17 protein-coding genes and 1 tRNA gene are annotated in these 21631 nt (G+C 58.7%); 10 read left to right on the top strand and 8 right to left on the bottom strand.

All coding sequences use genetic code 11. The features are described 5' to 3' along the window. Positions 1–3: 3 nt before the first annotated feature. From QP922_RS12010 to pgi, 4 genes are all read left to right on the top strand, one after another. Positions 4–846, top strand: a complete 843-nt coding sequence (locus tag QP922_RS12010; RefSeq protein WP_284809748.1) for a chymotrypsin family serine protease — start codon at positions 4–6, stop codon at positions 844–846. 201 nt (positions 847–1047) lie between these two features. Next, positions 1048–1935: a chymotrypsin family serine protease gene (locus tag QP922_RS12005; RefSeq protein WP_284809746.1), complete on the top strand. Its 888-nt coding sequence runs from the start codon at positions 1048–1050 to the stop codon at positions 1933–1935. A gap of 86 nt (positions 1936–2021) precedes the next feature. Further along, the gene (locus QP922_RS12000) at positions 2022–2930 is read left to right on the top strand and encodes a trypsin-like serine protease (protein ID WP_284809745.1); all 909 of its coding nucleotides are present in this window, start codon (positions 2022–2024) and stop codon (positions 2928–2930) included. Positions 2931–3012: 82 nt separating this feature from the next. After that, positions 3013–4647, top strand: coding sequence for a glucose-6-phosphate isomerase (pgi, locus tag QP922_RS11995; RefSeq protein ID WP_284809743.1), 1635 nt, complete (start codon positions 3013–3015; stop codon positions 4645–4647). A gap of 157 nt (positions 4648–4804) precedes the next feature. On the opposite strand, the gene QP922_RS11990 is transcribed toward pgi, so the two are convergent. From QP922_RS11990 to QP922_RS11975, 4 genes are all read right to left on the bottom strand, one after another. Further along, complete coding sequence (locus QP922_RS11990; RefSeq protein WP_284809741.1) at positions 4805–5875, bottom strand: HNH endonuclease signature motif containing protein; 1071 nt, start codon at positions 5873–5875, stop codon at positions 4805–4807. Between the two features lie 52 nt (positions 5876–5927). Continuing rightward, on the bottom strand, positions 5928–6341 hold the full coding sequence (locus tag QP922_RS11985) for a YccF domain-containing protein (protein ID WP_284809740.1): 414 nt from the start codon (positions 6339–6341) through the stop codon (positions 5928–5930). Positions 6342–6351: 10 nt separating this feature from the next. Further along, on the bottom strand, positions 6352–7173 hold the full coding sequence (locus QP922_RS11980) for a DNA-formamidopyrimidine glycosylase family protein (RefSeq protein ID WP_284809738.1): 822 nt from the start codon (positions 7171–7173) through the stop codon (positions 6352–6354). Positions 7174–7330: 157 nt separating this feature from the next. After that, positions 7331–12199 carry an Lhr family ATP-dependent helicase gene (locus tag QP922_RS11975; RefSeq protein ID WP_284809737.1) on the bottom strand — a complete coding sequence of 1623 codons (4869 nt, stop codon included), beginning with the start codon at positions 12197–12199 and terminating at the stop codon, positions 7331–7333. 34 nt (positions 12200–12233) lie between these two features. Here QP922_RS11975 and QP922_RS11970 point away from each other — a divergent pair, with 34 nt between their 5' ends. Then, the gene (locus QP922_RS11970; protein ID WP_284809735.1) at positions 12234–12992 is read left to right on the top strand and encodes a 3'(2'),5'-bisphosphate nucleotidase CysQ; all 759 of its coding nucleotides are present in this window, start codon (positions 12234–12236) and stop codon (positions 12990–12992) included. Between the two features lie 41 nt (positions 12993–13033). On the opposite strand, the gene QP922_RS11965 is transcribed toward QP922_RS11970, so the two are convergent. Then, on the bottom strand, positions 13034–13663 hold the full coding sequence (locus tag QP922_RS11965; RefSeq protein ID WP_284809734.1) for a TetR/AcrR family transcriptional regulator: 630 nt from the start codon (positions 13661–13663) through the stop codon (positions 13034–13036). A gap of 143 nt (positions 13664–13806) precedes the next feature. Here QP922_RS11965 and QP922_RS11960 point away from each other — a divergent pair, with 143 nt between their 5' ends. The 5 genes from QP922_RS11960 to QP922_RS11940 all read left to right on the top strand — a co-directional run bounded on the left by QP922_RS11960 (position 13807) and on the right by QP922_RS11940 (position 16570). After that, positions 13807–14682 (top strand): NAD-dependent epimerase/dehydratase family protein, encoded by an 876-nt coding sequence (locus QP922_RS11960; RefSeq protein ID WP_284809732.1) that lies wholly within the window; start codon positions 13807–13809, stop codon positions 14680–14682. 68 nt (positions 14683–14750) lie between these two features. Beyond that, complete coding sequence (locus tag QP922_RS11955; protein ID WP_284809731.1) at positions 14751–15575, top strand: thymidylate synthase; 825 nt, start codon at positions 14751–14753, stop codon at positions 15573–15575. After that, positions 15575–16120: a dihydrofolate reductase gene (locus tag QP922_RS11950; protein WP_284809730.1), complete on the top strand. Its 546-nt coding sequence runs from the start codon at positions 15575–15577 to the stop codon at positions 16118–16120. The genes QP922_RS11955 and QP922_RS11950 overlap by 1 nt, the downstream gene beginning before the upstream one ends. Next, positions 16120–16407, top strand: a complete 288-nt coding sequence (locus QP922_RS11945; protein WP_284809729.1) for a glutaredoxin domain-containing protein — start codon at positions 16120–16122, stop codon at positions 16405–16407. Before QP922_RS11950 ends, QP922_RS11945 begins: the two co-directional genes overlap by 1 nt. Positions 16408–16497: 90 nt before the next feature. Next, a tRNA-Arg gene (locus QP922_RS11940) sits at positions 16498–16570 on the top strand. Between the two features lie 988 nt (positions 16571–17558). Here the strand turns inward: QP922_RS11940 and QP922_RS11935 are convergent. From QP922_RS11935 to QP922_RS11925, 3 genes are all read right to left on the bottom strand, one after another. Further along, positions 17559–19412: an AIPR family protein gene (locus QP922_RS11935; RefSeq protein ID WP_284809728.1), complete on the bottom strand. Its 1854-nt coding sequence runs from the start codon at positions 19410–19412 to the stop codon at positions 17559–17561. 73 nt (positions 19413–19485) lie between these two features. Next, positions 19486–20678 (bottom strand): IS3 family transposase gene (locus tag QP922_RS11930; protein ID WP_502869615.1). Its coding sequence is split into 2 segments (ribosomal slippage): positions 19486–20396 and positions 20396–20678, totalling 1194 coding nucleotides; the frame shifts between segments, so codons are not numbered across the junction. A 95-nt stretch (positions 20679–20773) separates the two neighbouring features. After that, the gene (locus QP922_RS11925) at positions 20774–21070 is read right to left on the bottom strand and encodes a hypothetical protein (protein ID WP_284809725.1); all 297 of its coding nucleotides are present in this window, start codon (positions 21068–21070) and stop codon (positions 20774–20776) included. Positions 21071–21631 lie beyond the last annotated feature (561 nt).

The following is a 21631-nucleotide window of genomic DNA, read 5'->3' as shown; positions in this document are numbered from 1 at the left end:
CTCATGAAACTTCTCTCTCGCATTCTCTCTACACTGGCCGCAGCTGCCGTCGCCGTGGGCCTCTGTGCCCCAGTAGCACAGGCTCAAACGGGCCTAGCTCAACTCAGTTCCGGCTCCTCAAAACTCGATTTCAGAGGCATCGCTGATGCCTTTGATCCCTCAGGGGATGGCAGCATCACGCTTCCAGGGAACCTGCAGCCGGAGATTTATGTCTCCGACCGGAAAGCTGCTCAGTACTTCACCAATGCTGGACGCGTTGAGCCGGGCGCTGCAATCTACAACCACGACCAGCAGACGGCTTGCTCTGCCGGTCATATTGTGGGCGATGGGCGCAACGTCTTTGTTATCACCGCTGGGCACTGCGGCAATCCCGGTCACCGCTTTTATTACCGTGACCGCGCGGGAAACCCCGTGTTCTTCGGCCAGATGACAGTAGAGACTCACAACACCAACCGGGACGGTTATATCTCTTCACCTGACATCGGCCTCATTCAGATCACCAACCCGGCCGCACAGTACACCGCAACACCAGCGCTCAATGGCAAGGTCAACGGCTGGTTGTCCCTCGAAGAAGTCGATCGGATAAAACCGACCATCTGCCGCATTGGTGCCACCCGCGGCTACTCCTGCGGCAATTACCTCACTGCGAAACCAGAAATCGGGGCCTTCTTCTTCGGAAACGACGGCTACTTCGGCGATAGTGGCGGAGCAGTTTATGCGCTTATCGACGGCCAGTACTACCCCGTTGGCATTTACTCTGGCTCCTTGACCACCGACAGTCGGATCACGATGGCCATGGAACTTGGCCACATCATGAATCACTTTGGGCTTAAGGTCTACTCCTGAGTAATTAGCCATATGACTAAGGACTCTGGGGGTGACCCCACCCCCCGCCAGCTGTGTATTCACACGCGAAAACTGAATATCTTGTGCACCAGCCAGCCTGCCCCTTAAAGGGCGCTGAAACCAATTCCAAAAGCTCCTAATGCTTTTCAAACAGCCCTGGGCCTGCGTTTTTAATGATGCCGAAGCCTTAAGCTCGAAAGCATGAGGCTCCTTTCCCGCGTACTTGCACCCCTGGCTAGCGTCGCGCTTATGGCAGCTATTTCGACGGTAAGCATCGTCGGCCTGCCCCTGCCAACCGGCGCGAGCGCGTCGGCCTCGGAGGCGAGCTTCTCGCTGTCGAGTTCTTCCCTGTTTCAACTCAGCTCACGAGCCGATAATCACGTTACGGCTCCGGTGGCAGGAGAAGAAAAGCTCCTCACCCTCCCCCGGTCCATCCCGATCCCCCGGGTCACGCGTACCGACACGGACCGGGCACCCCAGCTCATGAAAGCTGGTCTCTTGGCTCCCGGCACGGCCATTTATAACGAACGCACCGGCATGCGCTGCTCTACTGGTCACATTGCTGGTAATGAGGGACGCGTTTATGTCATCACTGCTGGACACTGCGGAGACACTGGAGACCGCTTCTACTACCGCAACGCTTCCAACCGTCGCGTCATTTTTGGTGAAATGCGGCTGGAATCGGACAACACCAACCTCAATGGTTTCGTGAACTCCACCGACGTGGGCTTAATCGAAATCACTAACCCGCGTGCTCGCTACAACTCCAACCCTGGTCTTGACGGCCCGCTGGTGGGATGGATTTCCTATGAGGAACTCGAACGCAAGCGCCCGACCATCTGCCGCATCGGTTCGACGAGAGGATTCTCCTGTGGAAACTACTTGGGGATCAACCGCGACGTCGGTGGATTCTATTTCGCCAACGACGCCTCCAAAGGCGACAGCGGCGGGGCCGTCTACGCAGAGATCAACGGGCAGTACTACGCCGTTGGTGTTTATTCCGCATATATCGAGGAAGTTGAGTCCATGCACCTAGCCATGGAAATAGGCTCTGTACTCAACGAACACAACCTGTCGTTGTACAACTAATCCGTGCACACAGTCCGCGGTGTGGGGTTCCGCGGACTGCTCCCCGACCCAGAACGTGAGCGTTCAGCATGCGCTAAGCTCACGGCATGCGCCTTCCCTCCCGCCTCGCGGCCTCTCTCATCGCGATTACCTCCGCCGTAGCGCTCAGTGCCTGTGGCAGTTCTTCTTCCACGGTCGCAACGATCACCACGACCACGCTGAACCTACCCGGCGCAGAGTCTGGCCTAGACGGTGACGACGCCTCTGGCCGTGATACACATGCCTCGGAAAAAGGCTCGGACAAGGTCCTCGATGGCGACGCTTTGTGGGATAACACCACCGAAATCCCCCAAGCCGAGCGTCCTGAGCCACGCGTTGACCTAGCTCAGCCCGAAGCAGCCGAATACTTCATGACGGCAGGAGTGCTGACCCCGGGTGTTGCAATCTACAACCTCGACAATGACGGACGCTGTTCCGCAGGCCATTTTGCGGGCGACGGCCAGCGTCTCTTTATTCTCACCGCAGGCCACTGCGGCGATAAAGGCGATACGTTCTATTACAACGACACCGCCGGAAACCGCGTCAAGATTGGTGAGATGGTGCTCGAAGCACGCAACACCAACACCGAACAGATCAACTCCGCAGATATCGGCTTGATCGAAGTTTCTAATCCCGCAGCGAAGGTATCCACATCCCCGGCTCTCAACGCACCGTTGATTGGTTGGATGAGCCTTGACGAAGTCGACCTAGCACACCCCACCATCTGCCGCGCCGGGTCCACGCGAGGAGTCTCTTGTGGTAACTACATTGGGCGCGATGCTGACCAGGGGTTGTTTGCCTTCGGTAACGACAGCGACCGTGGAGATAGCGGCGGCCCCGTCTACGCCGTCATCGATAACGAGCTCTACGCCGTGGGCGTCATGTCATACGTCGTTGATGAGCCCGATAACCAGGAAGCCGGCGCCATGGAAATCGGCAACACGATGCAGCATTTTGGTCTTACCCTCTACATCTAACTCCCCCGGCATCGCCGCACGTTCTGGACTACGGTAGAAACAGTAAGTTTCATGTCTGCTACCTGCCAGAAAGGCTTTTGCAATGGACATCACCGCACAGCCACAATGGGCCGCGCTCACCTCGCTTTTTGAGGAGAAGAAGGACCTCAATTTGCGCGAGCTCTTCGCCAACTCTCCCTCCCGCGCCACGGACTACTCCTTCGACGCCGCGGGCCTGCATGTGGATCTGTCGAAGAACCTCATCGATGAGGACGTCGTGTCCAAGCTCGTGGACCTTGCCCGCGCTGCGGACGTCGAGGGCCGCCGCGACGCCATGTTCGCCGGCGAACACCTCAACAACACCGAGGATCGCGCTGTCCTGCACACCGCACTGCGCCTGCCTGCGGAGAAGGACTTGAGCGTTGATGGCCAGGACGTCGCTGCTGATGTCCACGACGTACTCGGCCGCATGCGCGACTTCGCCACCGCACTGCGCTCCGGCACGTGGCTGGGACATACAGGCCACACCATCAAGAAGGTCGTCAACATCGGCATCGGTGGCTCTGACCTGGGGCCAGCCATGGCCGCCAAGGCCCTGCGCTCCTACGAGGTAGCGGGCATCACTGCAGAGTTCGTCTCCAACGTTGACCCGGCGGATCTCGCCGCGACTCTCGACGGCCTCGACGCCGGCTCCACCCTCTTTATCGTGGCCTCCAAGACTTTCACCACCCAGGAAACCCTGGCCAATGCTCATGCCGCGCGCCGCTGGCTGATTGAGCAGTTTGATGGTGATGAGTCGGCCGTCGCCAAGCACTTCGTTGCGGTCTCCACCAACGCGGAGAAGGTCGCCGAGTTCGGCATCGATACCCAGAACATGTTCGGTTTCTGGAACTGGGTGGGCGGGCGCTACTCCGTCGATTCCGCCATCGGCCTGTCCCTGATGTGCACCATCGGCCCGTTGGACTTCATGCGCTTCCTCGAGGGTTTCCACGCCATGGATGAGCACTTCCGCACCGCCCCCCTGGAGCAGAACGTTCCGGTCCTGATGGGCCTGCTCGGCGTGTGGTACTCCAACTTCTTCGGCGCACAGACCCACGCCGTCCTGCCGTACTCACAAGATCTCGGGCGCTTCCCTGCCTACCTGCAGCAGCTGACCATGGAATCCAACGGCAAGTCCGTTCGCCGCGACGGCACCGCTGTCACCACCGGTACCGGCGAGATTTACTGGGGCGAGCCGGGCACCAATGGCCAGCACGCCTTCTTCCAGCTCATGCACCAGGGCACCCAGCTCATCCCGGCGGACTTCATCGGCTTTGCCCGCCCGAAGGAAGACTTCCCCACTGCAGACGGCACCGGCTCGATGCATGACCTGCTCATGGGCAACTTCTTCGCACAGACCAAGGTCCTGGCCTTCGGTAAGACTGCGGAAGAAATCGCCGCCGAGGGCGTGGATGAATCCCTCGTACCGCACAAGGTGATGCCGGGCAACCGTCCTACCACCACCATCCTGGCGGAGGAGCTCACCCCACATACCCTCGGCGCGCTCATTGCGCTCTACGAGCACATCGTGTTCACCCAGGGCATCATCTGGGACGTCAACTCCTTCGACCAGTGGGGCGTGGAGCTGGGCAAGCAGCAGGCCAATGACCTGGCACCGGCTGTCTCCGGCAAGGAGGAAGCCGCATCCGGCGATGGCTCCACCGATGCTCTGATCGGTTGGTACCGCAACCACCGCTAAGCACTGCTTGGCGACGTCTCCCCCGACCGAACGGTCGGGGGTTCACCCGTTGTGACGGGCAATCTGTGACGGGCAATCGACGTGTGGGATCGCCAACTCCGCGGAGGCCCGGTGGTGGGCGTCCGCGTGGTGGGTGTGTCCGGTGGTGCGTGGCGGTTTACCCACCTGGCGGTCCGGTGTTAGCTTGTTGCCCGGCTTGATACGCCGCCTGGGCGGTGATTGGTTCTCCCCAGGGCGGGATGTAGTCCACCTCTCCGCGTAATCGGAAGACGTAGCCAGCTCCGGTGGGTTTCTCCGGGTCATCATCGTTGATGCCGTTGTGATAAGCGCACAACATGGTCAGATTCGGCGGATCGGTGGTACCACCGGCCTTCCACGGCACTAGGTGATGCACCTGGGCATAGTCAGCAGGTTTATTACACCCCTTCCTGGCACACGTGGGATGCTCAGCACTGGCCATCATGCGCTGCTCAAACCCGGCCAAGCGTTTCATGCGGTGCAGCCACACCGGCCCGATCGTGGGATGGATGAGGGTGACGTAGCCGATTTCGGCAAACTTGTAGTTCAAGAACTGCGTGCCGGTCATACGCCCACCATTGGTGAGCTCGAGGACGATGTCGTCACCGTCGCCGGAGATAATCTTGTCGAGCTTGTCCAAGGTCACCACCACGCTGGTGAATACGGCGGGTTTGGTTCCGCCGTGGGACTTTTTGAAGAAGACGTGCTTGGCTGCTTCCAGCAGGTTGTCCCTATTGATGGATTCCAGCACGCCGCGCATCTCGGTAACGGTCATGGGATCATCGGTAATGGTTAGCGAGTGTGGCCCGTCTGCACGGTAGGTCATACGCACCCCCGGGGTGGGGATACGTTTGGGTTTGAGCTCCTTTAGGCGCTTTTGGGCTACGGCTGGGATGTTGTGGGCGGGCGTGCCGGCGAGCTTGACACGCAGGTTCCAGGCATGCAGCTGATTTTTCAGCTTCTTCGTGTAGGACTCAATAAGGCTCAGCGTGGCCAGATCATGGCCTTGTTCGGCGGCTCGGCTACGGGCAGTGCGTTGTTTGCCAGTGAATTTAGTGGTGCCGAAGTAGATGTGGTGTAAGCGTGCCAGTTCGGCGGCATCGGCAGGTGCGGCGCCGAGTGCGCGTAAACGTTTCTCGCCTCCTACCGCTTGCTTTACCAGTGTGATCCCCGAGTTGCGGTAGGAGAAATAGGTTTCTAAATCCCCCATGACCCAGAACCCTAAAACACCCCAGGAAACCCCGCAACCGGAGACAGAGATTTTAGAGCTTAATCATCGACTCCCAGCCGAAGGGGATCTCATCAGAATCGACGATCTTGCGGCCGAACGGGAAGCACGTCACCGGGATCATCTTCAGGTTGGCCCACGCAACCGGGATGCCCACGATGGTCACGGCCTGCGCCGCTGCAGTGGTGACGTGGCCGATAGCCAACCACAGGCCAGCGACAAGGAACCAGACAACATTAGAGAACCGAGACATGCCACCGGTACCTTTGACCGGTTGAATGACGGAGCGCCCAAAAGGCCACAGCGCGAAATTCGCCATACGCATCGAGGCCACGCCCGCGGGAATCGTCACGATGGGGATGCAGGCCAGGATGCCCAGAAGGAAGTAGCCCAGTGCGAGGACAAGGCCTCCAGTTGCCAACCAGATGATGTTCAAAATGATCTTCATGTATCCCAGCCTAGCGACGCGGCTGGCAGTGTGGGCACCACCAGATGACGCGCTCCAGCTCGCCCTCGTCGCCGCCCGCGTCCACGCCTCCCAGCGTGGATTTTTCAATGAGCGTGCCGCAGCGTCGGCAGCGCTGACGGTTGCGTCCGAAGACGTACGTGGTCTCCCCTGCTCGTTTCACGCCGGTGGTCACGCGTACCGGCGAGTCACGGTTGGCCCAGATGAGGCGACGGGAGATGGTGAGGATGTGGGGGACGTCGACAAGCGCTACAGGTGTGGCTGGATGAACGCCTGCCAGGAAGCAAATCTCCGCACGGTACTCGTTGCCCAAACCGGCCACGTTGCGCTGGTCCAGGAGGGCCGCGCCGATGCTGCGCTCGGGGCGGGTCTCGATGCGGCGGACAGCTTCCTCAAAGCCGCCTCCCTCCCATTCTGGTGCCAGAATGTCTGGGCCCAGGTGTGCCATGCGCTGCTCAAACTCGCGGGCTGGAAAGACCTCAACCAGCCCTAGCCAATGCCCCACCAACTCGATATCGCGCGGGGTATTCTCCATCTGCAGCACCACGCGGGCACTGTGCCCGGGCTTGCGCCAGCGGTCCCCGGCATAGTGGATGGCCCACTCGCCCTCCATCTTGAGGTGGGTATGCAAAATGAGCTCGCCGCCGAAATCCATGAAAAGGTGCTTGCCATAAGGCCAGACTTCCTCGCACACCAGCCCATCGAAGCGCACGGTGGCATAGCGCGGCACGCGCAGGGAGGAGGAGGTCACGCGTCGGCCTTCCATGAACTGCAGCCGATTCGACAGCTGCAGTACGGAATCACCTTCTGGCACAGTAGAACCTCCTCACCGAACGGGTGACTACTCTACCGTTGCATTCTTTCCCGGACCGAATGCCAAAGCGCCCGGCTCCCACGGGGTGACCACATGCTGGCGGGACAGGTCTTCGATCTTCTTCACGCCGAGCAGCAGCAGGGTGTTTTTAACTCATTCAGCGCCGGCGGCGACGCGGGCGGAACCCACCGGGGCTGCCGGGCGCGGGAGGCGGATCATCGGGATCGGCTGGGTCGTCGAAGGAGAGCTCCTCCATTGCGTCGGCGGCGCGTCGACCGCCGCGGCGAGCAGGCCGGGTGGATTCTGTGGAGCCGGTGATGCGCACGCCCTTCGGGGTCAGCGCAGCGCCCAGGGCGCGCAGTTCACCGGCGAGCTCTGACTCGAAGATGGGCCGACCGTTGGCCTTTTCAATGACGAGCTTGCTCAAGCGCCCAGAAGCCACGAGTTCATTGAAGCCGTGGAGAATCGCAGACAGCACCTCGGCGCGCTCGATTCCCTCAGGTAGAGCGTTAAAAAACGTGGTCAGCGTCTTCCCACCCCGGGTCAGGTGCGCCACCGGCAGGCCGTCCATGAGTACGACGAGTGCGCCGGCCGCACGGGTAGGCCGGGCGGAGTCGGGGCCGTCGCTCGGCGGCCAGGACAGGGCCGCACCGTAGGGGTTCGCTGGGTCGGTGGCGGCGAGGACATACGTCTGTGGCTCGCGGGTACCGGAGGGCCAGCCAGTGACGTCCGGGGAATCATCCACCCCGCGCAGGCGGTCGATGACAGCTGGCGTGGAGAACTGCGCGGCACCCAGTCCTTCAATGACGTAACCGCGCATCGCCTTGCCGGACTCCTCGAAGCCGGAGAGCACTTTATAGGCGAGGGCGAAACCTCCCAGGACGTCCTCGGCCACCACAGAACCGCGGGTAAGCACGCCATAGCGGTCCAGCCAGGCTTCGCCGTGCGCAATAGAGCGCGAGGTTGCATCGCTAGCTGCGGGAACCGACAGGGACCAGCGACCCACCACGTCCGGGGCGCTCTGCGCGCCAGCCGCATTGTGCGATTGGGCAAAGGAGGTGCGGCCCATGCGCAATCGGGAGCGGGTAGGCCGGCGCCGTGCACGGTGTGCGGCGCGTCCGGCTCGGCCGCCTGCGGCCAAGTGGGCTCGGATGGGTGCGAAGGAATCGGGGCTGACCAAGCCTGCCTCCACCAGGCCCCAGAGGGCCTCACGGACCTCCTCGGGCGTACCGCTGAGCTGTGGTTGGATATCGGAGATGAGGTAGCTACCGCCGCCTTGCAAAGCCTCCAGCAGCTGGGTTTGCAGCAGGGACAGGCCAACCTCCTCCGCGGAGACCTTCGGGGCAAGTTGTGCGGCATAGTCCGCCGGCAGCAGCATGATCCAGGGATCATTGGAACCGGCCTTACCGGCGCCGAGGATGAGGACCTCGCCGCTGGCGGTGAGTTCATCGAGCATCGTCGGCGAATAGTCGCCTACACGCTGAGGCAGGATGAGGCTTTCCCAGGCAGAAGCCGGCAGACGCACACCGGCCAGCTGCTCGATGACGGCAAAGACGCCGTCCACACCGCGCAGCACTGGGCGCCGGCCCACCGCGGCCACCTGCTGCCAGTCCGGGAGGAAGCGCCCAAAGGCCGCAGGCGAGACCGGCTGCGTGGCCGCCCGAGCAGCCGCCAGCGAGCGCGAGCGGATGACCTTGAGCACTTCTGCCGCGCAGTATTCCTGTTCCTCCACGCCTTGCCGGTAATGCCCGGCCAGGATGGAATCCAGACCGTTGAGCGTGGAGTGCGCCACCGCGGCCGAGAGTCCAAAGGCTTCTTGCACATCGCGCGCCACAAACGGCCCGCGCGTGCGCGCCCAGCGGCTGACCAGCTGGTCCACGGCGTCGGTAATCGTGGCCTGCTGGGCGGGGATGCCGGGTGGGACGGGGATGCCCAGGCCGTCGCGAAGCAGCGGCGCATCCAAAGATTGCGCCACGTGTTCGCGGCCGTTGATGCGCACCCGCATGATCCGCGCACCGAGCGCATCGAGTGCGCTCAATGGCACCGTGGCATGCGCGCCGAACTCCTCGACCGGGATAGGGCCCAGCACACGCAGCAAGTCCGCGACCTCCTCCGTCGTGCGCGCCTGACGCTCCGGGGTGGTGCGCTGCAGCTGGGCGTGGACTTCGGCGATAACGTCGGCGTCGAGAAGCTCGCGCAGCTCCACCGTTCCCAAAAGCTTCGCCAGCAACGCCGGGTCCAAGGCCAAGGCCGCCGCGCGCTTTTCCGCCAGCGGCGAATCCCCCTCGTACATGAACGCGCCGGTGTAGTTAAACAGCAGCGAAGACGCGAACGGCGAGGGCTGCTCCGTGGTGACCTCCGCGATGCGAATGCGACGGTGCGCCAGCTCCCGCATAACCTCCGTGAGCGCTGGCAGGTCGTAAACATCCTGCACGCACTCGCGCACGGTCTCCAGGATGATGGGGAAAGAGGGGTAGTTGCGGGCGACGTCGAGAAGCTGCTCCGCGCGCTGGCGCTGCTGCCACAAAGGCGCGCGCTTGCCCGGGTTACGCCGCGGCAGCAGGAGAGCTCGCGCCGCGCATTCCCGGAAACGCGAGGCAAAGAGCGCAGAGTTGCCCACCTGTTCGGTGACGATGTCGGCGATCTCATCGGCGTCGAAAAGAAACAGCGCAGCATCCGGGTCCGCCTCGCCCTGCGGCAAGCGCAGCACGATGCCGTCATCACCCGCCACGGCCTGGGCGTCCATCCCGGTGCGCTCCGCCACGCGCTGCCCCACCGCCAGCGCCCACGCCGCATTCACCGGCCGGCCGAACGGGGTGTGCAACAACACGCGCCAATCCCCCAGCTCATCCGTGAAGCGCTCCAACAGCAGCGTCTTCTCATCCGGAATGAGCCCGGTAGCCTCGTTCTGTTCCTGCAAGTAGGCCGCGATGTTGCGGCGGGCGAGCTCGTCAGCGTCGCGCACGATGGACGGGTCCGCATATGCTTCACGACGAAACGCCCCCAACGCCTTGCCCAACTCATACGGCCGCCCTGCCTGGTCGCCGTTCCAGAACGGCAATCGGCCCGTGTGCCCCGGCGCGGGTGTTACGAGCACCTGGTCACGCGTAATCTCCTCGACCCGCCAACTCGTTGCGCCAAGGGTGAAGATATCGCCCACGCGGGACTCATACACCATCTCCTCATCCAACTCGCCCACGCGGCGCGGCGCGGAACCGGCTTCACCAGTTCCCACGAGGAAGACGCCGAACATGCCGCGGTCCGGAATGGTGCCGCCGTTGGTCACCGCCACGCGCTGCGCGCCGGGGCGCGGGGTGAGGATGCCTGTCACGCGGTCATAGACCACGCGGGGCTTGAGCTCTGCAAAATCCGTCGAGGGATACACGCCACTGACCAGGTCCAGCACGGAGTCAAAGACCTCGCGTGCTAGGTCCTTATAGGGCCAGGCGCGGCGTACGGTGTCATACCACGTGTCGGCGTCGAGTCCCTCGCTCGTGCCCGCGCTTGCCGACGCCACCACCGCCGCCACCGTCTGCTGTGCCAAGACATCCAACGGGTTGCGCGGGGCGCGCATCTCCTCAATGAGGCCCTCCTCCATGCGGGCGACGGTGAGTGCTGATTGCACCAGGTCCGCGCGGTGCTTGGGATAGAAGGAGCCGTGAGAGACCGCGCCGACGGAGTGCCCGGCGCGGCCCACGCGCTGCAGGCCGGAGGCCACGGACGGCGGCGACTCCACCTGCACCACCAGCTCCACCGCCCCCATGTCGATTCCCAGTTCCAGAGAGCTCGTGGCCACCACGGCTTTGAGCGTGCCTTCCTTGAGCATGGTCTCCGTCAGCGCGCGCTCGTCCTTGGACACTGAACCGTGGTGAGCGCGGGCGATGACGGCAGGTGCCTTACCGGCGACGTCGACCTGCTTCATCAGCTGAGCTGGGTCGCGCCGGGTGGCCGGGCTCAAGGACTCCGGATCGTGCTCCTGAGCATAGAGCTCGTTGAGTCGGCTGGTAAGCCGCTCGGCTGTCCGCCGCGAGTTGACGAAGACAAGGGTGGAGCGCTGCTTCATGATTTCGGCGTACAGCTCTTCTTCGATGAAGGGCCAGATGGATTTCGCTGTGGGCAGAGCGGAGTCTCCTGGCCCGCTCGCTTCCCCGCGTTGCGCGTGTAGGCGCAACGTGTCTTGAGGGCCTGCGGTGATGCCAAGGGGGTCGTCGACAGTAGCTTCCCCGATGGGCGAGCCCTGTTCCGGGGTGGGCAGGTCCGACATGTCTTCCACCGGTACGTGGACATCAAGCTGCCAGCGCTTCTTGGCGGGCGGGGCGATGATATCCACGGGACGGTCACCGCCCAAGAAGTTGGCAACAGCGCTCAGCGGACGCACCGTAGCCGACAGCCCAATGCGCTGGAACTCACCCGCGATAAGTCCGAGGCGCTCCAAAGTCAGCGCCAAGTGCACGCCGCGCTTGGTACCGGCCAGAGCGTGGATCTCATCGATGATGACCGTATCCACGGTCTTCAAAATCCCCGCAGCCTTGGACGTAAGCATGAGGTAGGCCGATTCCGGCGTGGTAATGAGGATGTCTGGCGGCTTGCGAACCTGGCGGGAGCGTTCTGCCTGCGGGGTATCCCCGGAGCGCACGCCCACGGTGATATCCGGTACATCCAGGCCAAGGCGCTCGGCGGTGCGCGCAATACCGTTGAGCGGGGCGCGCAGGTTATTCTCCACATCCACGCCCAGAGCTTTGAGCGGGGAAATGTACAAAACTCGCACGCCATCGTGGGCACCTTCACGGGCTGGTTCATTACTCAATGGCAGCGCGGTCTGGCCCTCGCGCTCCACCAAAGAATTCAGCGCCCACAGAAACGCCGCGAGCGTCTTACCGGAACCCGTCGGCGCCACCACGAGGGCATTCGCACCTGCGGAAATGGCCTGCCAGGCTTGCTCCTGAACGGGGGTGGGGGAAGCAAAAACATCCTCGAACCAACCGGCTACCTGCGGGCGGAACTTCGCCAGAACGTTTTTGGGCATGCCCTACTGTAGCGCGCGCGGTAATCTGGGCAGCATGACCGTTGAGATTTCTGATTCCCGTCTAACCAACTCCCTCGCCGTGGGCTGCGGCGAGATCCTCAAAGGCGTACGCAACGGTGGCCTGTTGCGCGGCCTAGCGCTGGGTGATGCCGGCGATGATGCCGCACAGGAATGGATTGCCCGCGTGCTCGAGCAGCACCGCCCACAGGACGGTGTCCTGTCCGAGGAGGCCTCCGATGACTTGAGCCGCCTGAAGAAGGAGCGCGTGTGGATCATCGACCCGCTCGACGGCACCAAGGAATTCGCCACCGGCCGTCAGGACTGGGCGGTCCACATTGCGCTCGTCGAAAACGGCACCCCCATCCATGCCGCGGTGGGTATGCCTGATTTGGGCGTAACCTTTAAGTCTTCCGATGTCCGTGCCGTAACCGGCCCACTGTCGAAAAAGATCGTGGTTTCCCGTAACCGCCCGCCGAAGGTGGCGGACTACATCGCTGAGAAGATGGACTACGAGACCGTGGGCGTCGGCTCCGCGGGTGCAAAGGCCATGCACGTACTTCTCGGTGACTATGACGGTTATATTCACGCTGGCGGTCAGTACGAGTGGGACCAAGCTGCTCCGGTCGGCGTTGCTTTGGCTGCGGGCCTGCACTGCTCCCGCCTTGACGGTTCCCCCATCACGTTCAACAACGAGGACACCTTCATCCCCGACCTGCTGGTCTGCCGCCCCGAGCTGGCCGACGACATCCTCGAACACGCCGCCGCCTACGCGGAAGCCAACGGCGGGTACTAGGTTTCTTGTGCGGCGTTCCCCTCCAACGCAGCGCCGCTAAGTCAAATTCCCAACTCGTCTGCAAGACGAGAAACCATTCGAGCATGAAACTCATGGAAGTCATGCAGTGTGTCTTTGCCGAGGTAACCGAAAACCTCGGCATTAATCACACCAATTATCTGTATCCACACCTCAAGCGCCTTTTCCATGACGTCAGCGGGAAGTTCCACATCAAGCTCATTAGATGCTGCCGCAAGGTCTTGCGAGAACTGGGATGAACGAGGTTCTAACTCTTTAACCGAGGCCTCAGCTAACAAAGCGGCTAGTCGCTGACTAACTTTCGTACCCGCGCCCGTTGTCTCTGAGGCGGGCGCTTCGTATCCAATGACGGGCGTGCCATAAATAAGCGCCCACCTTTGAGGAAATTCCAAAGCCCACATCCTCATAGCGGCCACGAGGCTTACGAATTTAGCTCGCGTCCCAGTGGCCGCACCCACGCCTTGGGCAACGGCGCCATCGAGCGCTTCAAACGCATCGACAATCAGCATCGTTAAAAGGTGGGCCCTGTCGGGCACATAGCGGTAGATACCCGAAGAAACTATCCCCAAATCACGAGCAATTGCACGCAGATTCAAGGCTTCTGGGCCACCTGCATCAAGCTGCTCTCGTCCTAATTCAACAATGCGTGACATCGTCTCTTCGCGAGCACGCGCTCGTGGGGTCATTGACATATGGAAACCATATCAGCAGCAAAGTGAGCGCTGCTCTTGAATATAGTCGAGTGCACCTATAACCTTAGAGAGCACCAGTCACTAATAAGAGTGGAGGACACTCAATGCACTTTCTCATCACCGGCGCGGGCCCTGTTGGCCGTGCACTATCACGTGAACTCGCAAAAAGAGGGCACACATGCACAATCATGACGCGGCGACAGCCCCAATTCGCCGCCAGTGAAAACGTCGAGTTCAAGAAAGGCGACGCAACACACAGTGATGCCTACCCAGACCAGATCGACGGCATTGCCCACTGCATCCACGCCCCATATGACGCACAAAAGTGGCGCGACCTACTCATTCCAGCTGAAGAAACCGTGCTGAAGGTAGCCGCCCAACGGGGCATCCCCGCTGTCCTTCCCGAATCGATGTATGGGTTCGACCAGTCTCACGAGGTGATTTCGCCTGATACTCCCCTCACCCGATCTCGCAATGGCAAACCCGGTGTTCGAGCGACCCTAATCGAGAACCGCTTAGCCTCTCCCTCGCGCACTACCTCGGTAATCGCGGCCGATCTGTACGGGCCAGATGCCGGCCCCGGATGCGTTTACCATCAGCTCATCATTGGCAAGAAGCGTCCCCTTGCTCTTTTTAACGCACACGCTAAACACTCGGTCACGTACCTTCCAGACTTTGCACGAGCGCTAGCTGACGCACTACTGGACGAATCGACACCCCCTATAGTTTCCACGCCTTGCGCGCCCGCGCTTACCCAAGCTGAATTTGCTCGACGTGCCGGATGCCAACACGCCCCCATCACTATTCACCCATGGATGCTGAAAGTGGCTGGCATTGCTAGCACGGACCTCCGAGGACTAAAAGAAATGAGGTACCTGTGGGAGCGCCCCTCAATTCTTACCGGCGCCACGTCCTCATGGCAGGCGACCCCAACCGACGAAGCTCTAGAGGCTATTTATCAAGCCCAGCCATCGAAATAAAAAATCTCACCACCAGTACCCCCTACCGCTCTACCTAAGATTTTTCCGACGCTCTACACTTAGACATCATGAGTGACACTCCCACCGCTTCTTCAGCCCTCACAACACCTTATGAGGATCTTCTCCGCCGCGTCCTCGAAGAAGGCGCACCCAAAGGCGACCGCACCGGCACCGGCACCCGCTCCCTGTTCGGCGCCCAACTGCGCTACAACCTGGCGGAGTCTTTTCCGCTGCTGACCACCAAGAAGGTCTACTTCCACGGCGTGATTGGTGAGCTGTTGTGGTTCCTGCGCGGCGAGTCCAACGTCACGTGGCTGCAGGAAAACAAGGTCCGCATCTGGAACGAGTGGGCTGATGAGGACGGCGAGCTGGGTCCGGTCTACGGCGTTCAATGGCGCTCCTGGCCCACGCCGGATGGCCAGCACATCGACCAGATTCAGGTCGCGCTCGATACCCTGAAAAACAACCCGGATTCGCGCCGCAACTTGGTCTCCGCGTGGAACGTCTCTGAGCTGGACAAAATGGCACTCATGCCCTGCCATCTTCTCTTCCAGCTCTACGTCGCTGACGGCAAGCTCTCCATGCAAGTCTACCAGCGCTCCGCGGACATGTTCTTGGGCGTGCCCTTCAACTTGGCTTCCTATGCCGCGCTGACCCACATGTTTGCCCAGCAAGCAGGTCTCGAGGTAGGCGATCTCATCTGGACTGGCGGCGATTGCCACATCTACAACGACCACATCGAGCAGGTCAAGGAACAACTCTCCCGTGAGCCGCGCGAATACCCGCAGCTCAAGCTCCACAAGGCCGCGAGCCTCTTTGACTACGACTTCGAGGATTTCGAGGTCATCGGGTACGACCCCCACCCCACCATCAAGGCGCAGGTGTCCGTCTAATGCTGGGCGCAATCTGGGCCCAGTCCCTCGACGGGGTCATCGGTGACGGTGCCGTGATGCCCTGGCACGTGCCGGAGGATCTCAAGCACTTCAAGAACGTCACCATGGGCGCACCTGTCATCATGGGCCGCAAGACGTGGGAGTCCCTCAACCCCAAGTTCCGCCCACTTCCGGGCCGGGACAACATCGTGCTGTCCAGCCATGAACCCGGCGAGTGGTCTGCGGGTGCCACCGTGGTGGATAACCTCGACGCGGCACTCGACGCCACGCCTGGCGACGCCTGGATCATCGGCGGCGGCCAACTCTACAACTCCGCCCTAGACCGCGTCGATACTATCGAGCTCACCCTCATGGGTGTGCAGGTCGGCGATGCATACGGCGACGATGCCGTGCATGCCCCCTCCGTACCGGAGGAGTTCAGTCTCTCTGCCGATAGCGACTGGCTGACCTCACAGTCTGGACACCTCACCATCCCCGGGCAGCCGCCGAGCGAGCTGCCAATGAAATACCGATTCCTTACCTACGACCGAAAGGCTGCTGCTTAATGTCTGACAACATCACTGCTCCCGAAACCTCGGAGCATGTCACCATTTTCTACGCCGACTGGTGCCCGTTCTGCCAGCGCCTGATTTCCGCACTGAACCGCACTGAGACTCCGCACACTCTCGTCGACGCCGAAGCGGAAGGCACCGAAGATATCAACGCTTGGATCGAGTCCGTCAACGACGGCAACCGCATCGTTCCCACCGTCCTCTACTCCGACGGCACCCACGCCACCAATCCCGCTGCTAGCGAGGTCCGCGCCAAGTACGCGGAGCTGGCTGGCGAATAGGCCCACGCAGCCAGCGCGACCAAAGGCCACACGTTTACCGCCGCCTCAAGCGGGGCTGCTAGTCTTACCTAGGTGCGCAACGCACCCCCTGCCCCAGTAGCTCAGGGGATAGAGCACGGCTCTCCTAAAGCCGGTGTCGGAAGTTCGAATCTTCTCTGGGGCACGCTGTGAAGTCTCGAGACATCGTTCCGGTCGGTGTCTCGAGATTTTTCGTATTCAGAGCCGAGGCCGACATTCACGGTAGGTAAGACCCAGAAACTTGTGAATTTTTAGCCACTATCTGCCGTGAACGACAGTGACAGGTGTGTGAAACCCAGAGCTGGGCCTCCACACAGGCATAATCTCAGAGTCCCCCACTTCGGTGCGGAAAGCCTCTGAGGATCGATGACTTGAGACATCGCTTTTCGTCGTGTTTGTGCAGTTTTGGCTTCTGGGCTTTCTACCGGGTCGATGTAGTGAGACATTGGTGCTGGTTGGACCGGATCGATCTCATGAGACATGCGGAACGATGTCTCCGAACCAGGCACTCTCTGGGGCACTCTTGTCATGAGTCGCGACATGCTTGACAGGTGAGTCGCGACATTGTTGACAAACCGGCAACTCAGTTTGTTTTGTTCTGGGGTGTCGGCTTCTTTAATGTTGCGGCCTAGAGCTAGTCTTGCAGTTTCCTTGGTCGTGCTCAGCCCGAGTGGATTGAGAGTACCCGATTCTTTGGGTGCTCGGTTCGTTTTCCGAGCAATCCGCGAAGGGGTCTGGGTATCCCACAGCTGATTGGTGTATGTTACTGTTTCCATTCGGCAGCTTCCACGAGCCAGCCCCGAAAGTAGAAAAGTCAGGAGTATCTGCGCTGACTAAAACGTAACTTCCCCCAATTGGCATACCCTCCCGAAGCCAAGCCCGTTAATGGCTATCTGGAAACTTAGACAGAATCGAACAGCCATGTGATTGAAAATTCTTAAACCTCTCAAACACCAAGGTCTCGAGATTTCAGATAATCGATATCTCGAGACCTTCTTTAGTTATGCTCTACTCAAAGCCTAATAAGCGAATTTACTTCGACAACGCGAGAAGTGCAATCGACTCACATGCCTGAAATGCAACCTTCAAACGTCGATTTCGAGCGCACCGCAATTTGCTTCAAATGATTCTCCTCAGCCTTTTTCCATCAAGCTAAAGAATCTGTGAGTGACATCTTCTGTCTTGGTGTTAGCCCTTCCGAGCTTTCCACTCTTGCTGTCTAAGACACTGGAATCTACCGCTAGCTTGCTCGCAGCTTGTAGAGCAGGCTCGAGCTTCTTCTCCAGAATATTTTTTTGATCCACCTCCTTAAGAACCTTATCTACGCCGTCATTGATGCATTTCTCGATTCTAACTTTTTCTTCTGAATTCTCGGCAGAGTTATACGTTGCAAAAATTTGGTCAAAGTCAGGCCAAAGGCTACTAAACGCTGCCGTACCGAAATGAAATTTAAGAGAAGAGTATTCACCAAATAATTTGTTTCGAATAATGGCATTCATAAGATATCCACTCAAATAGAGCAGAGAAATTGGCGCATCGCTCAACCAAATATCGTCTTTCTTGCCATTCTGATACCGATCCCAATATCCGATTCCGTGATGCGGCTTTTTTAGCACACAAGAGACGTACGCTGAGGTGAAGTCTTTCTTCTTTAGAATTCTGTTCTTAGGAACTTTCGTAGGGATTCTAATAAACTGACCCTCCCGACGTTCAAATGCAATAGGATTAGCCACGTCGTCCCTCTTACAAACTCTTTCCAACTCACGGGCGGATTTCGTCCTAGAAGCCATATCACTTGCAGTCACGCTATTCTGACTGTTGGTAGACAGCGTAATGCTGTCTAGGACATCACTATCTTTAGTTTTAATGCAGCGAACTGGTACGAATACATCTTCTAGGTGTTCTCGGTTTTCAAATAGAGCGTTTGAAGTTTGACAGCCGTTCACAATCTGGTAATTGTACAACGTCTTCTTTCGTGAGTTCCCCGTAATGTCCCCAGCGACAACGGTCACACCGTTATTTCTGAATGAGAAATATTCCCGCTCATCGGGACTGCTTAAAGTTTGGGTCATTCCCTTAAACGGATCTGACTCCTCGCCCAGGAAATCTCGAACATTTTCATTAAACAACTTATGATCGATGGTTTCCCCGTCTGGGCATATAATGTTCAAAAACTCTTCCCCAGGGATGAACGCAAAAAAGGAATCCTCCAGTTCATCGCTTATAGCTGGGAAATTAATCACTGGGTTCCCTCCCAGCTCGAACGTGCACTTATTCTGATGACCGAATGAGTCGGCGATCTCAGCCAAATCAGATGCACCGTAAAATTCGAAATCTACCATTGATGCAAATTCAGCGTGCTCTTTTGGGAGTTTTTTAATTCTATTTCTTACGGTTGCCGCAACATCATTTCTAAATTCTTTTCCCCGCTCACGCTGCGAAACGCACCAGTGCAAGTGGACTCTAGGTTTACTCGTAAATTTCTTACTTAAGCTTTCCGCAAAAACGGTTTGCGCTTCAACAATATGTTCGTTTATCTGATTCTCTTTTACAAAACCTTCGCCCCACGGCTCATCAGAAATAAATTGAGACGCAGCTTCCAAAAAACTATTGAGGCTTCCGGCATTCAGATCATCCGCACCGTTTTTTGCTTGAAGGAAATGGACCGTAACCTCAATCTTGGAGCTCTTTTCAACAGTCGCACTCAACTCATCGATGGTTGAGCAAAGAATGCCATTAACAAATACTCCGACCCCATCAATGTGAAAGTCATCGCTCTTATCAGTCGGCCCCTCCGATGTCGCATAGTCTTCGGGAGGATTGTTAGCCCCTCCTTGCATGCTATTAATTACATAGTAATTGCAAAAGCACTCGAACCTATAGTCCTCATCGTTCTTCCCTTTCGCAGGCTCAGGAAACCAGTCTTTTTCAAATTCATCAAACCAGCCTCGCAAAATTGGCTTCATCTTCGTAGAAAATTTAGGCATACCGTTCCTCAATGTAGAAATTAAGATGCTGCGCTGGGCCTGACGCCCGGAAAGTAGACACTTTGGGGGTTAGCTATGCTGCTTGAGTCAGTGTAGCTGATCTGAGCGCTTCGAAGGCATCGGGTGCTAGAAGGTTGCACCAAGAGTGCCGCCTGCGCGTGTTGTAGCGCATGCACCACAGGAAGACTTCCTGGCAGCAGATGATGGGATTGTCAAAGACTTTCCGATCACGCAGAACTTCACGCTTTAAGGTGGCGTTAAATGATTCCGCTAGAGCGTTATCGGCACTTGTACCCACTGCTCCCATGGATTGGCGCACAACAAGTAGGGCGCAGTGGTCCCTAAAAGCCTGTGAGGTGTACACACTGCCGTGGTCGGGATGGAAAATTGCCCCTGTAAGGCTTCCGCGAGCTTTGCTGGCATGAGACATAACCTCGATAACCAGCGATACCCGCATGTGATCGGCGAGTGCATGACCGACGAGTTTGGGCGAGTAGACGTCGATGACTGTGGCTAGGTACATGTTCCTGCCGCCCTTACACGGCAGGTACGTAATGTCGCCTACGTAAACGTGGTTCGGTCTGTCAGCGGTGAAATCGCGGCCTACTAAATCTGGCATGACTCGGTGGCCAGGCTTACGCCTAGTAGTGACACATCGACGTTGTTTACTAAAGCCTTTCAGTCCCATGGATTTCATGATGCGTGCAACCTTCTTGTGATTGATCGGAGGAAAGTCCGTATCGTCGTTGAGGCTTGCAGCGATGCGTTTAGCACCATAAAGCCCGTGCTCATCATCGAAGATGGTCTTGATTCGTGCACCTATAAGAGCATCAGAACACGTCTTTAACCTGCGTTTTGCGCGGGTGTTGACCCATTTGTAGAACGAGGAACGATTGAGCTTTAACACGTGGCACATCCGCTTGACCGAGTATTCGGTTCGGTGGTCATAGACAAACTGGAAGCGGATTACCAGCGTGTCTCTTCGGCAAAATACTTCGCGGCCTTGCGCAGGATGTCACGTTCTTCGCGCAGCTTAGAGACCTCTTTTTCTAGCTGGCGGATCCGTTCAGAATCAGTGGTCGCCTGGGCGTTGTCACGCAGGGTCTTCGTGCGGGCGCGTTTGCCGGTGCCGTACTGCTTGATCCAGGAATAAAGTGAGGAACGATTGATTCCTAGCTCTGCTGAAGCCGCGTGAAGTGAAAGGTCCTCATTGTTTTCGTAGAGGGCCACAGCATCACGTTTGAACTGTTCGGAGTACCTAGGCATGGTGGTAGATTACCTTTCTTCCCAACCCAACCGGGCTGGATATCAGGTGTCTACCTAACAGGGGTCAGGTCCTAGGTTCTACAGACTTCACCTCATCACAAGTTGTGTAGCCACTCTCGCACAGCCTCAATTCCCTTTACTTGCCATGCCGGCAACGTCGATTCATAGTCCACAGTCGATGCAGCGTTGTTGATAATCCAGTGAAGATAATTTCGCCACAGGTCCCCGTGCCACGCTTCGAGCTCTTCTCCCGTGGGTCCAGCTGGGGCATAGGGGAACTTCAACAAGAGCTCGGGAGACTGCACGTTGTACTTTCGCAGATTATCGCATCCCTCCATGGAGTCGCGTTCGTTCGACACAGCCCAAGTCACCAGGTCTTCTGTGATGGACACAGAACGAGGCGAGATCTCGGTCTGCAACGGGAGCGAGCACACGGTCGATAATTTGTGTTACTTCGCTCGACTCGCGCATCCCCGCCCATTTATCTACGAGAGCCCACTCTTCATGGAGAACCAACTTGAGGTCTTATAATTGCTACTTGGCTCCTGGGTGGTGTTGCTCCATCTCGTCAATATCAATGTGAGGCAAGAAGGGCCAGTACTTGCGCGCCGTCACGACGTCGATGAACTGAACGACATCCGGAGGGAAGTCGGATTGCGGAACGGGGTTGGGGGTCTCAGCACCGATAATCCAGAAACCAATCGGGAGGATATATGGATTCAGTCATTGCTCTCCTGTGTCGTAGGGACAAGGGAGAGTATGGCGGACGGCTCACACGAACGCGAACTTATGGTAATGGTCCATGCTCGACTACTATCTCGCCCTCTAGCTGACCATCCAAATTCCCGGCGGTAAGTCTCCATTTTGCGCAGAGTTGACTGAAGCGTCCTGGGTTTAGTTCCTACCTCAGCTAAGGAAGGATTGAACTATGCCTAGAAAGTATTCCGTTGAGT

Source organism: Corynebacterium sp. MSK218, from assembly GCF_030232655.1.
Classification (GTDB): Bacteria; Actinomycetota; Actinomycetes; order Mycobacteriales; family Mycobacteriaceae; genus Corynebacterium.
Note: the sequence above shows the minus strand (reverse complement) of the source record. Positions and strands in the feature narration are given on the sequence as shown.

What these genes read in the sequence shown, in the direction of transcription:
- QP922_RS11960 (WP_284809732.1), top strand. Translation starts at nt 13,807, where the DNA reads ATGCACTTTCTCATCACCGGCGCGGGCCCTGTTGGCCGTGCACTATCA.
- QP922_RS11970 (WP_284809735.1), top strand. Translation starts at nt 12,234, where the DNA reads ATGACCGTTGAGATTTCTGATTCCCGTCTAACCAACTCCCTCGCCGTG.
- QP922_RS11985 (WP_284809740.1), bottom strand. Translation starts at nt 6,341, where the DNA reads ATGAAGATCATTTTGAACATCATCTGGTTGGCAACTGGAGGCCTTGTC.
- QP922_RS11945 (WP_284809729.1), top strand. Translation starts at nt 16,120, where the DNA reads ATGTCTGACAACATCACTGCTCCCGAAACCTCGGAGCATGTCACCATT.
- QP922_RS11950 (WP_284809730.1), top strand. Translation starts at nt 15,575, where the DNA reads ATGCTGGGCGCAATCTGGGCCCAGTCCCTCGACGGGGTCATCGGTGAC.
- QP922_RS12005 (WP_284809746.1), top strand. Translation starts at nt 1,048, where the DNA reads ATGAGGCTCCTTTCCCGCGTACTTGCACCCCTGGCTAGCGTCGCGCTT.
- QP922_RS11975 (WP_284809737.1), bottom strand. Translation starts at nt 12,199, where the DNA reads ATGCCCAAAAACGTTCTGGCGAAGTTCCGCCCGCAGGTAGCCGGTTGG.
- QP922_RS11990 (WP_284809741.1), bottom strand. Translation starts at nt 5,875, where the DNA reads ATGGGGGATTTAGAAACCTATTTCTCCTACCGCAACTCGGGGATCACA.
- pgi (WP_284809743.1), top strand. Translation starts at nt 3,013, where the DNA reads ATGGACATCACCGCACAGCCACAATGGGCCGCGCTCACCTCGCTTTTT.
- QP922_RS12010 (WP_284809748.1), top strand. Translation starts at nt 4, where the DNA reads ATGAAACTTCTCTCTCGCATTCTCTCTACACTGGCCGCAGCTGCCGTC.
- QP922_RS11965 (WP_284809734.1), bottom strand. Translation starts at nt 13,663, where the DNA reads ATGTCACGCATTGTTGAATTAGGACGAGAGCAGCTTGATGCAGGTGGC.
- QP922_RS12000 (WP_284809745.1), top strand. Translation starts at nt 2,022, where the DNA reads ATGCGCCTTCCCTCCCGCCTCGCGGCCTCTCTCATCGCGATTACCTCC.
- QP922_RS11955 (WP_284809731.1), top strand. Translation starts at nt 14,751, where the DNA reads ATGAGTGACACTCCCACCGCTTCTTCAGCCCTCACAACACCTTATGAG.
- QP922_RS11935 (WP_284809728.1), bottom strand. Translation starts at nt 19,412, where the DNA reads ATGCCTAAATTTTCTACGAAGATGAAGCCAATTTTGCGAGGCTGGTTT.